This window comes from Arthrobacter sp. P1_B9 (assembly GCF_056406495.1).
In genome coordinates this window covers 1-12,714 of sequence record NZ_JBFUAA010000001.1, presented here as the reverse complement: position 1 = coordinate 12,714, position 12,714 = coordinate 1, and the positions used below count along the sequence as shown (strand labels likewise).

The window sequence follows — 12,714 nt, the reverse complement described above, 5'->3', positions numbered from 1 at the left end:
TGGATCCGCGGTTCAGGAAGCTGCCAGGTCCGCGATGTCCGCGGCGCCGCGGGCCAGCAGGACTTCCGCCAGCTCGATCCCGAGCAGCGTTGCCCCGACCTCGGTGAGGCCGTCGGTGGCTTTCTTGTCGCGGACGGTTGCCGTGCCGTCGACGGCGCAGACCACCGCCTCGAGGTGCAGCATGCTGCCCTTGCGGTAGGCGTAGGCGCCCACCGGGGCGGCGCATCCGGCCTCCAGCCGGGCCAGCAAAGCCCGTTCGGCCGTGACGGCGAGCCGGGTGTCCGGATCATCGAGGGCCGCGAGGGCCTGCGCCAGCACGCCCTGGGAGCCTTCCGTGGACCCGGCCCGGCGGGGAGCGTCGGCGGTGCGGCATTCGATCGCCAGGGCACCCTGCCCGGCGGCTGGCAGCATGATGTCCGTCTCGAGGTATTCGCTGACCGCGTCGAGCCGGCCGATCCGGTGCAGTCCGGCGGCTGCGAGCACGACGGCGTCGAGGTCGTTTGACTTGCCGTCAACGACGGCGTCGTTCGTGTTGCCCGACAGCCCGGGGACGCGTCCCAGCCGGGTGTCCACGTTCCCGCGGATGTCGCGGATGTCCAGGTCCGGACGCACGGCGCGGAGCTGGGCCGCGCGGCGCGGGGAGCCGGTGCCGACGCTCGCGCCGCTCGGCAGGTCGGCGAGCTTCAGCCCGTCGCGGGCGCACAGCACGTCCCGGACGTCGACGCGTTGGGGTGTGGCCGCGAGGCTCAGGCCGAGGGCCGGACCGGTCGGGAGGTCCTTGAGCGAATGCACGGCGATATCGCAGATGTCCTGCAACAGGGCGTCGCGGAGCGCGGCGACGAAGACGCCGGTACCGCCCATCTGGGACAGCGAGCCTTTGAGGACGTCGCCGTCGGTCCGGATATGGACCAGCTCCACGGGGAACCCGCCGACGGCGGCCAGCTGGTCCGCGGTCTGCTGGGTCTGGGTCAGGGCGAGTTTGCTGGCGCGCGTGCCGATCCGGACGCTCATGCGGTTCCCTGGCCCGCCGCCGCAGCAGCCGCGGCTGCCCTTCCCGCCGCCGCGGGGGCGGCCGGGTAGGGATCGTGTCCGGTCCCGACGGTGGTGTCGGCTCCGGCGATGGTGGGCTTTTCGCCGCGGAAGTTAGCGCAGCAGCCGGGGCGGCAGACGTCGTACCAGGGGCCGAGCTTGGTCAGGTGCGGCCGCTCGGCAATGTTGTTCGCGACGGTCCGCTCGCAGATGAGGTCCACAAGTCCGGCGACAAACTTGCGGTGCGTTCCGGGTGTGGGGACGCGCGTTGCGGCCAGTTCCAGCCGGGCGCAGGTCTCAAGCGCCTCGGTGTCCAGATCCCAGACCACTTCCATGTGGTCGCTGACAAAGCCCAGCGGCACAATCACGATGCCCTTGACGCCCTGGCCTGCGAGCTCCTCGATGGCGTCGTTGATGTCCGGTTCGAGCCACGGCACGTGCGGGGCGCCGGAGCGGGACTGGTAGACGAGGGACCAGGGTGCGGTCAGGCCGGTCGCGTCTTCCACCCGGCGGATGATCTCGGTGCCGGAGGCCAGGTGCTGTGCGGCGTAGGCGGAGTCTTCCTCAAAAGTGCGCGGCTCGCCCTCGGACCGGCCGGCGGCCTCGGCATCGCGGGTCGGGATGGAGTGCGTCGCGAACAGGATGTGCACGGGGGCGTCCGGGGTGCCGGCGGCGGCCAGCTGGGCACGGACGTCGGCGAGGCCGGCGGCGGTGCCCTCGATGAAGGGCTCCACGAACCCGGGGTGGTCGAAGTACTGGCGCACCTTGTCGACCTCGAGCTTGCCGTCGAGCCCGGTTTCGGTCAGCGCCATGCCGATGTCCTCGCGGTACTGGCGGCAGCTGGAGTAACAGGAGTAGGCGCTCGTGGTGAGCATGAGCACCTTGCGGTGGCCGGCGTCGTACATCTCCTGCAGGGTCTGCGGGATGTACGGATCCCAGTTGCGGTTGCCCCAGAACACCGGCAGCGCGATGCCGCGGGCTGCAAGCTCGGCCTCGATGCCGGCCTTGAGCTGACGGTTCTGTCCGTTGATGGGGCTGATGCCGCCGTTGGCGCGGTAGTGGTGCGAGACCTCTTCGAGCCGTTCGTCGGGGATGCCGCGGCCGCGGGTGACGTTGCGGAGGAACGGGATGACGTCCTCCTGGCCTTCGGGTCCGCCGAAGGAGGCGAGGAGCACTGCGTCGTACTCCTTGGGGGCCATCCGGCCGGCCTCGGTGACGGTGTTCACGGCGGTTACCGGGGCGGCGGATTCCTGCGGATCGAGCGGGCTCATGCCAGGACCTCGGCAATCTCGGCGGCGGTAACGCGGCGGCCGGTGTAGAAGGGGATTTCCTCGCGGACGTGGTGCCGGGCTTCGGTGGCGCGCAGGTGGCGCATCAGGTCCACGAGGTCCACGAGCTCGGGGGCTTCCAGTCCGAGGATCCATTCCCAGTCGCCGAGGGCGAAGGAGGAGACGGTGTTGGAGATGACCTGGGGGAAGTCGCGGCCCAGCATGCCGTGGTCGCGGAGCATGGCGCCGCGCTCGGCGTCCGGGAGCAGGTACCACTCGTAGGAGCGGACGAAGGGGTAGACGCAGAGCCATTCCGCCGGTTCCACGCCGCGGGAAAACGCCGGGGTGTGGTTCTTGGCGAACTCGGCCTCCCGGTGCACGCCCATGGCGGACCAGACGATCTCGGTGCCGGCGAACAGTTTGCTGCGCCGGATGTCCCGCACTGCCCGCTGCAGCGCTTCCGGCCGGGGACCGTGCAACCAGACCATAATGTCCGCGTCGGCCCGCATCGCCGAGACGTCGTAGCTGCCGCGGTGGACAACTCCGGCGTCGGCGAGGCTTTTCATCAGGGCCTCGAAGTCCTCAGCGGCATCGGCGCCCCGCAGGATGTCCGCTGACCGCTTGAATACGGTCCAAAGGGTGAAGAACTGCTCAGTTGAATCTTCGGGCGCCGATGCCCCGGCGACTGATTCTCCGGGGGCTGACATTCCGGTTTTAGTGACAGATTCGGCAGAAGTGTGGCTCATGCATACCAGTCTGCCTCCTCTCCCCAGCTAAGTCGAAAAAAAGCACTTCTACAGCGCGTAGAAGTGCTTTATTTCACATGCGGGACGCTGGAGGTGGGGGCGCGTCCGCGGGAGGCGGGTCTGCGGGAGGGGGCGCATCCGGGGGAGGCGGGTCCTCTCAGCTCCGGCGCATCCGGAGGACCGCGGCGCCGGCGCCGAGCGAGAGCGCCACCAGGCCGATGCCCCAGCCGACCAGCGGGGACAGGCCGGCCGGTTCCAACGTCGAGGTTGCCTCGAGGGAGGAGTTGCCGGAGTGGCCCTTGGCCGGAGCCGGTGCCTGGGTCCAGCCGGCTGTGTTTGAACCCGTTGGGGACGGGTGCGGTGTGGCCGACTTCGAGGCCGACGCCTGCGCGCCGGCACCGTTGCCCGCGGCCGGCACCGCGGTGCCGGACTGTGGATCGGCGGCCGGGTCGGCGGCCGCGCTGCCCGGTGCCGGCGGGCCCGGGGCCTGTCCGGTGGGAGCAGACCCGGCGGATCCGCCTGCGGCGGGAGCTCCCGGAGACGGGGCGGCGGGCGGCGCGGCGGGGTCCTGCGGCCCGCCGGGCGGCGCAACCTTCGCGGGCGGGGTGCTCGACGCCGGTGGGGTACTGGTGCGCGGGGCCGTGGGCTCGGGGTCGCTGGGTTCCGGGTCGCTGGGCTCGGGGTCGCTGGGCTCCGGGCTGCTGCCGTGCGACGGCGACGGGGAGGACTCGCCCGAGCCGGCGGACGGCGAGGGGCTCGGCGTCGTCGAGGAACCCAGCAGGCTGTCCAGCACGTCGCCGAGGCCGAGGGTCAGCGAACCCTGCGCGGACGGTGCGGTGGACGCCGCCGCGGACAACCCTGCGGCCGCCTGCGAGGCAGGTGCCCCGGCGGTGCCAGCCAGTACGGCCCCGAGCGCGACCGCCGCCGCGCCGCTTCGAAGGCCCCGATGGCGGCCGGTCTTCGTTGTTGACACCTTGGACCTGAAAATAAACATGGTCATCGAGCCTAGCCGGAATCGACCAGCAGGAAAAACTTGCAAAAACCGCGAATTTCCGGCACGAAACCGCCGGGACCGGAGGGGTTCAGGGTGCCTTTGGAACCGCTGTGATTCCTGTGACTGAAGGTGTGCTTGGGACTCAGGAACCTCGTTCCGGACAGCCATATTCAGGGTCACCAAATTCAGCGCAGGCACATTGAGGCAACCACATTCAGCGCAGCCACGTTGAGGACGACGTTGAGGACAACTTTCAGGACAACAGGGCGCGGACCTGCTGCGGGGTGTCGGCCACGATCGCTGCCAGGCCATTGCCGGACAGCCAGCCGCCCACCACGGCAAGCGTGCCGTCCGCGGCACAGACGCTCCGGACGGCCGCGACGCGCTGCCTGTGGCCCAGGGACGCAAACGGCAGCGCGCCGGCCCAGCGGACCACGTCCCAATCGGCCACGTCCCCGGCGCCGACTGGCACCGCCAGCAGGGCCGACACATCAGCCAGGGCTGCGCGGAAAAGTTCATCGTCGGAGCGCGGCGCCGCGGCCAGTCCGCCGCCTCGGGGCTCGGGCAACGCCCCGGGAGTAACAGCCCCTGGAGCTGCACTCCGCCCGTAGGAGAGCCGGAGCACATGCCGTCCCGGGCCTGCCTGCTCCGCCAGCCACGCCCATTTGGCGGTGGCGTGCGTCAGCGCCTTGGCCTGCACACCCGGGCTCTGCGGCGCAACAAGCACGCCGGTGCCGCGTGGCGCCGCGTCAAGGGCCGGGAGGTCCACCACGAGCGTGACAAGGCTGACGTCGGGTCCGGCATCGGGGCGGTGGCCGGCAAGTTCCGGCAGGGACTCCTCAAGCAGCCCGACGGCGGCGGGACCCTCGACCGCAACCGCGAGGAGCCCGGCGTCGAAAGTGGCCTCGTCCGTGGCCACGCGCCAGCCGTCGGCTGTGCGCCGCACTGACCGGGCCGCGGTGCCGGGCAGCAGGGTGACTCCGCGCTGACGCAGATCGGCCAGCAGGGCGGCGACGAGGGTGTGCATGCCGCCGCGCAGCCCGGCGACGGCGGAACCGGCCTTCTGGAGCCCGCCGGCCTGGCCTGTTCCGGACGGTCCGGCTGGTCCGGGGGGTCTGCCCGTGGCGGCCGCCGCTCCCCTGCGCTGGGCCGCGACGGCGGCGGCGAGGGAACCGTGCCGGCGGATGCCGGCCCGCAGACCGGGGGCCACCATGTCGACGTCGAGCACTGAAGGGTCGGCCGAGTGGACGCCGCCGACCACCGGTGCGACGAGCCGGTCCAGGACCCGCCTTCCCATCCGTCTGCGGACAAGGGCTGACACGCTCGTTGCCCCGGCAGCGGTGCCCAGCGAGGCCGGCAGCACGGCGTCGACGGAGGCGCGGAGGGATCCCAGCAGGCCCAACGACCGGCGGACTTCCGGGTCCCACGGGCTCGCCGGGATGCCCAGCACACCGGTCTTAGGCAGTTCCCGGGGGCCGTCAGGCAACTGGACCCAGGCCCCGCCGGGGTTCGGCGCAACGATCTCGCCGGCCAGCCCCAGCTCCGCGGCGAGATCGGCTACGGCGGCGGTGCGGGTGGCGAAAGACTCCGCGCCGCTGTCCAGGGTCAGTCCGGCCACGACATGGCTGCCGACGCAGCCGCCCCAGGCCTCGCCGGCCTCCAGGACGGTGGTGCGGACCCCGGCCCGGGCGAATTCCCGTGCCGCAAGCAGTCCGGAAATCCCGCCCCCGATCACGACGGCGGTACCTTCCACGGGAGTCCCGGCGGCGCCTGCGTCCACGCCCCTACTCCGGAGCGATGGAGTGGATGAGTTCGACGACGCGCGTGAGCACCTCAGGGTCCGTCTCCGGCGGCACGCCGTGGCCGAGGTTCAGGACGTGCCCGGGCGCCGCGGAGCCGGACGCGATCACCTCTCGGACGTGGGCTTCGAGGACTTCCCACGGTGCCGAAAGCAGTGCCGGGTCGATGTTGCCCTGCAGCGGGACGGTGCCGCCGAGGCGGCGGTTGGCTTCGTCCAGCGGCAGCCGGTAGTCGACCCCCACGACGTCAACGCCGACGTCGCGCATCGCGACGAGCAGTTCCGAGGTGCCGGTGCCGAAGTGGATCAGGGGTGCGCCCAGGTGCCGGACATGGTCCAGGGCACGGGACGACGCCGGCGCAACGAAGCGCTGGTAGTCGGCCAGTCCCAGCGAACCGGCCCAGGAGTCGAAGAGCTGGCCGGCGGAGGCGCCGGCTTCCAGCTGTGCGCGGAGGAACATCCCCGAGGCATCGGCGGCCCAGTTGGCCAGGGCAGTCCAGGTTTCGGGGTCGGCGTGCATCATGGTGCGCGGGCCGAGGTGGTCGCGGGAAGGCTTGCCTTCCACCATGTACGCGGCGAGGGTAAAGGGCGCACCGGCGAAGCCGATCAGCGGGGTGCTGCCGAGCTCGGCCACCGTGAGCCGGACGGCTTCGCGGATGGGCTCCAAGGCCTCCCAGGTCAGCTGCGGCAGGGCGGCAACGTCCGCGGCCGTGCGGACCGGTTTGTCCAGGACGGGTCCGACGCCGGGCACGATGTCCACTCCGACGCCGGCCAGCTTGAGCGGGATGACAATGTCCGAGAAGAAGATGGCGGCATCGACGTCGTGGCGGCGGACCGGCTGCAGGGTGATCTCGGAAGCGAGCTCGGGGCGCAGGCACGAGTCCAGCATCGCGACGCCCTCACGGACCTTGAGATATTCGGGCAGTGAGCGGCCGGCCTGGCGCATGAACCAGACGGGACGGCGGGAGGGCTTGCCGCCGCGGTAGGCGGTGATCAGCGGCGAATCCGCGGTGCGGCCGTCCATCAGCGGGTGGCCGGCATCGAGGCCGCGGGCGGCGCCGTCAATGGCTGCATTGCCGGCTGCGCCGTTGTCGGACGTACTGAATGTGGTCGTGCCGGCACGTGCCGCAGCGCTTGGAGTCATGACTTCGATTGTGCCCAAATTTGTGCCTAAAAGATAACGACAGCCTGTCACGCCGGCTCTGACACCGGCCCCGAGTGCCGCGTCGTGGCGGGAATCACAGGCCAGGGTGCCTGAGCCCACGCCCGGACAGTTGTTCTACACGGACGCGAAAAAGCTATGATGGTGATGCTGTGGTTCTTTTTTCATTGGTGGCTACACACGCCGACATCGACCTCGAAACCGTTGCTCAGTTGAGCACCGGTGCTTCAGGGATCGCCACATCCGCCCTCGCCGGATCGCCGGCCGTGGCGGGTGCCGTTGTCCTTGCCACCTGCAACCGCCTTGAAATCTACGGCGAAGCCCCCCATCCGGACGCCGTCGCCGCCGCCCGGGCGGCCCTCATCACCCACATCAGCGGCGCCAGCGGACTCAACGATCAGCTCGTCTCCCGCGCCTTCAGCACCCGCACCGGCGCCGAGGTCAGCCAGCACCTCTTCTCGGTCAGCTCCGGTCTGGACTCCGCCGTGGTGGGCGAACGGGAAATTGCCGGGCAGGTGCGCCGCGCCTTGATCACGGCCCAGCACGAGGGCACCGCCAGCTCCGGCCTGGTCAGGCTGTTCCAGGCCGCGTCCAAGACCGCGAAGGACGTCGGCGCCCAGACGGCGTTGGGTTCGCGCGGGCTCTCCATCGTCTCCGTGGCCCTGGACCTCGCCACTGACCTGTCGGAAAACCCGGACTGGTCCGCCAAGAAAGCCGTCGTCTTCGGGACCGGCGCCTACGCCGGTGCCACCATGTCCCTGCTGCGTGAACGAGGCTGCACCGATGTCTCTGTTTATTCCTCCTCCGGCCGCGCCGCCAGCTTCGTCGCCACCCGGGGCGGCACGGCACTGAACGAGGACACGCTTCCGGGCGCAGTTGCCGGTGCCGACGTCATGATCGGCTGCAGCGGCTCCGACAGCCGGGTCGAAGCGGACGAACTCGCCCGGATCCGGGCGAACTCGCCCCAGCCGCTGATCGCGATCGATCTCGCTTTGACCCATGACTTCGACCCCGCCGTCGGCGACCTCGACGGCGTCGAACTGCTGACGCTGGAATCGGTCCGGCTGGCCGCACCGCAGGAACAGGCCGAGTCGCTCGAACAGGCCAGCAGCATCGTGGCCGGGGCGGCCAGCGCCTTCGAGCAGGAGCGCGAGGCCAGGAGCGTCGACTCGGCGATCGTCGCCTTGCGCCGCCACACGATGAACGTCCTGGATGCGGAAATGGAAAAGGTCCGGGCCCGGCACGGCTGCACGGCCGCCGCCGAAGAAGTCGAATTTGCCCTGCGCCGCATGGTGAAACAGCTTCTCCACGTCCCCACCGTCCGGGCCCGCGAACTGGCCTCCAACGGACAGCAGGACGCCTACATTGCCGGTCTTGAGGCGCTGTACGGCATCACGGTGGAGCCCACCGCCGGCGCAACGGTTGCAGGTGCCGCCGGTTCCGGGGCTTGCCCTGTGGACCACAATGCCGCTGTCCACAACCCCGGTGCCCATAACCCCGGCCCCGCAGCGGGCGACATCCGCGAAACCGCGTAGCTGCCCCGCGCGTCCCCGCACCGCGGCTTATCCCTGGATTATCCGGGGAAAGCGTTGATCCCGGTCATTTCGGCCGACACCTGCCACAGCCGTGTGGCCGCCTCCCGGTCCACGGCGTGGGCATCCACTCCCCTGATCCTGGCTTCGGGCGATCCCGGCACCGTGGCTTCGGCGATGTCGCAGTCCTCGCAGTAGACGCCCCCCATCCCTTCGAGCGCCGGCGCCGTCGCGGCCCAGACCGAGGTGGCGGCGCCCTGCGCGGGTGTCTTGAAGCGCGGGTCGAGCTTGCCGTGCTCGTCCATCCAGCCCGCGGCGATCATCTCCTCCCGCGGCAGGTGCCGTTGCAGCTCCGTCATGATCCCGCCGGGATGTACTGCGAAGGCGCGCACGCCAAAGTTCCGGCCCAGGGCATCGAGCTGGACGGCGAAGAGCGCGTTCGCCGTCTTGGCCTGGCCGTAGGCACGCCATTTGTCGTAGCCGGCGTCGAAATTGATGTCATCGAAGCGAATGGCCGAGAGCTTGTGGCCGGTCGAGGACAGCGAGACCACGCGGGCTCCCTGCGCCGCGGCAAGCGCCGGCCACAGCAGGTTGGTCAAGGCAAAATGGCCCAGGTGGTTCGTGGCGAACTGTGATTCCCAGCCGGGTCCCACCCTTTGCTCCGGACTTGCCATGATGGCGGCGTTGTTGATGAGGATGTCCAGGCTGCGGCCTGAGCCCGGCGCCGCGCCAGGTGCCGGACCGGCCAGGAAGCCGGCGGCGAACTCCTTCACACTGTCCTGGTCCGCCAGGTCCAATTCGGCAACTTCCAGTTCGGCAACGCTGACGCCGCCGCCAGCCGTTGCCGGCGTCAGCCCCGCCGCGGCCAGGACGTCGCGGGCATGCTCGGGCCGCCGGGCCGGCACGACGACGGCGGCGCCGGCGGAGGCCAGCGCCCGCACGGTCTCCAGGCCCAGCCCCGAGTAGCCGCCCGTGACAATAGCGGTCTTCCCGGTCAGGTCGATGCCGGCAATGACGTCGGCCGCCGTCGAATCCCGGCCGAACCCGGAGCCAATCTTGCGCTGGGACGTCACTGTATTTTCCTCGCTCATGACCAGGCCTTTCGTTTTAGGGCGCCGCTCGGCGGAGCATGTTGTGCGGTATCGCGGCCTTGCTGGCCATATGGGCCGCCGCGGCTCAATACACCGGTTTCCCGGGCTCCACGTCCCGTACCCAGGCGAGAATGCCGCCTTCGAGGTGGCTGACGCGCTCGTACCCGACGGCGCGGGCTGCGGACAGGACGGCGGCGGATCGTGTTCCGGCCTTGCAGTGGAAGACAATTTCGGCATCCTGGGGCAGTTCCTGCCACGCCTCGCCGGCAAGGATGCGGCCTTGCGGGATCAGCTCCGACCCCTCAATGCAGACGATTTCGTATTCTCCCTGCTCCCGCACGTCCACGAGGTGGAAGTCTTTGAGGCCGGCCTTGCGGGAGGCCAGCATGGTGGCGAGCTGGGTCGCCGTCACGGTGTGCTCGGTACCGGCATCCGCCGTTGGAGTGATCCCGCAGAAGGCCTCGTAATCGGTGAGTTCGGTGATTCGTGCTGCCGCCGGGTCCTTGGTCACCTTGATCTCGCGCCAGGTGCCGCCCAGAGCGTCATAGAGCGCCAGCCGGCCCAGCAGGGACCGGCCGACGCCGGTGATCAGTTTGACCGCCTCGGTCACCATCAGCGCTCCGACGGCGGCGCACAGCATGCCGAACACGCCGCCTTCGCCGCAGGACGGCACGGATCCGGGCGGGGGTGCCTCCGGGTAGAGGTCCCGGTAGGTGGGCCCGAACTGTTCCCAAAAGACGCTGACCTGGCCGTCGAAACGGAAAATCGATCCCCAAATGTAGGGCTTGCCGAGGATGGCGGCGGCGTCGTTGACGAGGTAGCGCGTGGCAAAGTTGTCGGCGCCGTCGAGGATCAGGTCGTAGCCGGCAAAGAGCTCCAGTGCGTTGGACGCGTCGAGCCGGACGTTGTGCAGCCGGACGTCCACGAGCGGGTTCAGGGCCTTAATGGCGTCGCGGGCGGACTCGATTTTCGGCCGGCCCACATCCTCGACACCATGGATGATCTGGCGTTGGAGGTTGCTGAGGTCGACGTCGTCGTCATCGACGATGCCAAGGGTGCCGACCCCCGCGGCGGCGAGATAGAGCAGGGCCGGGGAGCCGAGGCCACCGGCACCGATCACCAGGACTTTTGCGTTCTTGAGGCGTCGCTGGCCGATCGCGCCGATCTCCGGAATGATCAGGTGCCGCGAGTAGCGTTCCACCTCGTCCGGCCTGAGGTCCGCAGCCGGGTCGACCAGCGGTCCGGGCTGCGGATCCAGCTTCGTCTGGGGGGTTGCGGGGGCACCGGCGGCGGTGAACTTGGAAGCCATACTTCAATCTATGCCCGAAGATACCACCAGGTCATATTACCCGCGCGTAAGGTGTAATTGAGTGCAAGGTAGTTCAGTACAAAATGCAAATGATTGCCATTGCGCGCAATGGGGTGGATAAGGGAAAGAAGGCCGACAGTGGTTCATCAGGCACCGTTGGAGCGGGACGAGTCCGGCAAGCCGACGGCAGGGCAGCCCCGGAGCGGACAACGCTCGGCCCGCCTCCCCCGCGACGAACGCCGGGCTCAGCTGCTGGCGGCCGCGCAGGAAGTTTTCGTGGCGAACGGCTACCACGGTGCCGCCATGGACGAGATCGCCGAGACCGCCCACGTCAGCAAGCCGGTGTTGTACCAGCACTTCCCCTCCAAGCGGGACCTCTACCTGGCTCTGCTGGACAGCCACCTCAGCAAGCTGACCGACCTCCTGCTTGGCGCCCTGAACTCCACCACCGACAATGACGAGCGCGTCCAGGCCGTCATGCGCGCCTACTTCCGCTTCATCGCGCACGACGACCAGGCCCACCGGCTCGTCTTCGAGTCGGACCTGATTAACGATCCCGACGTCAGCGCGCGGCTGGAAACGTTCAACAAGACCTTCGCCGACGCCGTCGCGCACGTCATCGCCGAGGACACCAAACTGCCTGAGCTGGAGGCCCAGCTGCTGGGCCGCGGACTCGCCGGCATGGCCCACGTGAGCGCACGGTATTGGCTGGAAACGGACGGGAACCTGGATCTCGATGTAGCCAGTGACCTCATCTACCGTTTAGCTTGGCGCGGAATCTCCCGCTTCCCCAAAGAGACCTAGACTACAACTAGAGATTGACCTTAGACATTTTTTGGACGTTGATTGGCTGGGAGGCCTTGCTGTGGAAGTAAAGATTGGTATTCAAAACATTGGCCGCGAAATTGTCCTCGAATCGGCGCAGGATGCCGAAGCCGTCGCCAAGGTAGTTGGCGACGCGATCGCCAAGGGCAGCGAACTGCGGCTGACGGACGACAAAGGCCGCCTGGTGATCGTCCCCGCCAATGTTCTGGGCTACGTGGAAATCGGCGCAGAAGAGGCCCGCCGCGTCGGCTTCGGTGCCCTCTAGCCCCGTTCTTCCCACCACCGTCCTTCATCGCAGTTTCTACATCGTGAGGTGTCCTGAATGCTTTCCCTGATTGTGGTCGCCATGGTGACCGTGGCTGCGGGTTTCGTGGTGTGGGCCAACGACAAGCGGCACCAGAAGTACGGCGTCGCCGTCCCCGCGGGAGTCGCTGCATCCGTCGGTATGCTCAGCTGGATCATCTTCATAGCGGCCGGATTCGGCTACCAGCCGGGCCTGACCTGGATCCCATGGATCCTGCCGATGGTCTTGGGCACTGCGGCCTCGATCGCGGCCGTGGTGTACCTCGGCAGGGCCCGGACGCGGCAGGACACCGAGAGGCTCACGGGCATCCTGAAGCTCTAGTTCGTTAGCCCCGCGCAGCTGTTTTCGGCGCGCAACTGTGACCACGCACCCAACGGGGTGCGTGGTCACAGTTCGTTTGGGGTTCGGCCGAGTGCGCCGTACCGGAGTCATTCCGAGGCGGAACCGTGCCCATCACTTTTGTCGGAGCCCTCAAATAGACTCGAGCCATGGAAGCCGTCAGGGAATTCATCAGGGATTTCACCGTCTGCGGGGACGAGGCGGAGGGCACGGAGCGGGGTGCAGCCCCGGTCGGGCAATCCGGTATGGACACCGCCCTGGCCGCGCTGCGGGCGGTGGGTTCGACGGCGGTGGAGGATGCGGGGTCGTGGGGCTTC

Annotated in this window: 12 protein-coding genes; 4 read left to right on the top strand and 8 right to left on the bottom strand. The window is 69.1% G+C overall.

All coding sequences use genetic code 11. The features are described from left to right. Positions 1-12: 12 nt before the first annotated feature. The 6 genes from hemC to hemE all read right to left on the bottom strand — a co-directional run bounded on the left by hemC (position 13) and on the right by hemE (position 6,979). The gene (gene hemC / locus AC1D1A_RS00060) at positions 13-1,011 is read right to left on the bottom strand and encodes a hydroxymethylbilane synthase (protein WP_476858905.1); all 999 of its coding nucleotides are present in this window, start codon (positions 1,009-1,011) and stop codon (positions 13-15) included. Beyond that, entirely contained in the window at positions 1,008-2,300 is a 1,293-nt protein-coding gene (locus AC1D1A_RS00055) for a ferrochelatase (protein ID WP_476946856.1), read from the bottom strand. Before AC1D1A_RS00055 ends, hemC begins: the two co-directional genes overlap by 4 nt. Further along, on the bottom strand, positions 2,297-3,043 hold the full coding sequence (hemQ, locus tag AC1D1A_RS00050) for a hydrogen peroxide-dependent heme synthase (protein WP_028277195.1): 747 nt from the start codon (positions 3,041-3,043) through the stop codon (positions 2,297-2,299). The genes AC1D1A_RS00055 and hemQ overlap by 4 nt, the downstream gene beginning before the upstream one ends. A 157-nt stretch (positions 3,044-3,200) precedes the next feature. Beyond that, positions 3,201-4,037, bottom strand: a complete 837-nt coding sequence (locus AC1D1A_RS00045) for a hypothetical protein (protein WP_476946855.1) — start codon at positions 4,035-4,037, stop codon at positions 3,201-3,203. A gap of 253 nt (positions 4,038-4,290) precedes the next feature. Beyond that, positions 4,291-5,817, bottom strand: coding sequence for a protoporphyrinogen/coproporphyrinogen oxidase (locus AC1D1A_RS00040; protein ID WP_476946854.1), 1,527 nt, complete (start codon positions 5,815-5,817; stop codon positions 4,291-4,293). A 4-nt stretch (positions 5,818-5,821) separates the two neighbouring features. Next, complete coding sequence (gene hemE / locus AC1D1A_RS00035; protein WP_476873237.1) at positions 5,822-6,979, bottom strand: uroporphyrinogen decarboxylase; 1,158 nt, start codon at positions 6,977-6,979, stop codon at positions 5,822-5,824. 170 nt (positions 6,980-7,149) lie between these two features. Between hemE and AC1D1A_RS00030 the strand changes: the two genes are divergently transcribed. Next, positions 7,150-8,532 (top strand): glutamyl-tRNA reductase, encoded by a 1,383-nt coding sequence (locus AC1D1A_RS00030; RefSeq protein WP_476946853.1) that lies wholly within the window; start codon positions 7,150-7,152, stop codon positions 8,530-8,532. 38 nt (positions 8,533-8,570) lie between these two features. Here AC1D1A_RS00030 and AC1D1A_RS00025 read toward each other — a convergent pair whose 3' ends face one another. Both AC1D1A_RS00025 and moeB read right to left on the bottom strand, forming a co-directional pair. Next, on the bottom strand, positions 8,571-9,620 hold the full coding sequence (locus AC1D1A_RS00025; protein WP_476946852.1) for an SDR family NAD(P)-dependent oxidoreductase: 1,050 nt from the start codon (positions 9,618-9,620) through the stop codon (positions 8,571-8,573). Positions 9,621-9,705: 85 nt separating this feature from the next. Further along, positions 9,706-10,929: a molybdopterin-synthase adenylyltransferase MoeB gene (moeB, locus tag AC1D1A_RS00020; RefSeq protein ID WP_476946851.1), complete on the bottom strand. Its 1,224-nt coding sequence runs from the start codon at positions 10,927-10,929 to the stop codon at positions 9,706-9,708. A gap of 108 nt (positions 10,930-11,037) precedes the next feature. Here moeB and AC1D1A_RS00015 point away from each other — a divergent pair, with 108 nt between their 5' ends. The 3 genes from AC1D1A_RS00015 to AC1D1A_RS00005 all read left to right on the top strand — a co-directional run bounded on the left by AC1D1A_RS00015 (position 11,038) and on the right by AC1D1A_RS00005 (position 12,379). After that, positions 11,038-11,733 carry a TetR/AcrR family transcriptional regulator gene (locus AC1D1A_RS00015; protein WP_374208359.1) on the top strand — a complete coding sequence of 232 codons (696 nt, stop codon included), beginning with the start codon at positions 11,038-11,040 and terminating at the stop codon, positions 11,731-11,733. 61 nt (positions 11,734-11,794) lie between these two features. Then, on the top strand, positions 11,795-12,019 hold the full coding sequence (locus AC1D1A_RS00010; RefSeq protein ID WP_028278253.1) for a DUF3107 domain-containing protein: 225 nt from the start codon (positions 11,795-11,797) through the stop codon (positions 12,017-12,019). 57 nt (positions 12,020-12,076) lie between these two features. Beyond that, complete coding sequence (locus AC1D1A_RS00005; RefSeq protein WP_476848746.1) at positions 12,077-12,379, top strand: hypothetical protein; 303 nt, start codon at positions 12,077-12,079, stop codon at positions 12,377-12,379. The last annotated feature ends 335 nt before the right edge of the window (positions 12,380-12,714 follow it).

Bases quoted from the DNA above. Each gene is read 5' to 3' on its own strand.
- hemC (WP_476858905.1), bottom strand. From the start codon at position 1,011: ATGAGCGTCCGGATCGGCACGCGCGCCAGCAAACTCGCCCTGACCCAG.
- AC1D1A_RS00055 (WP_476946856.1), bottom strand. From the start codon at position 2,300: ATGAGCCCGCTCGATCCGCAGGAATCCGCCGCCCCGGTAACCGCCGTG.
- hemQ (WP_028277195.1), bottom strand. From the start codon at position 3,043: ATGAGCCACACTTCTGCCGAATCTGTCACTAAAACCGGAATGTCAGCC.
- AC1D1A_RS00045 (WP_476946855.1), bottom strand. From the start codon at position 4,037: ATGTTTATTTTCAGGTCCAAGGTGTCAACAACGAAGACCGGCCGCCAT.
- hemE (WP_476873237.1), bottom strand. From the start codon at position 6,979: ATGACTCCAAGCGCTGCGGCACGTGCCGGCACGACCACATTCAGTACG.
- AC1D1A_RS00025 (WP_476946852.1), bottom strand. From the start codon at position 9,620: ATGAGCGAGGAAAATACAGTGACGTCCCAGCGCAAGATTGGCTCCGGG.
- moeB (WP_476946851.1), bottom strand. From the start codon at position 10,929: ATGGCTTCCAAGTTCACCGCCGCCGGTGCCCCCGCAACCCCCCAGACG.
- AC1D1A_RS00015 (WP_374208359.1), top strand. From the start codon at position 11,038: ATGGGGTGGATAAGGGAAAGAAGGCCGACAGTGGTTCATCAGGCACCG.
- AC1D1A_RS00005 (WP_476848746.1), top strand. From the start codon at position 12,077: ATGCTTTCCCTGATTGTGGTCGCCATGGTGACCGTGGCTGCGGGTTTC.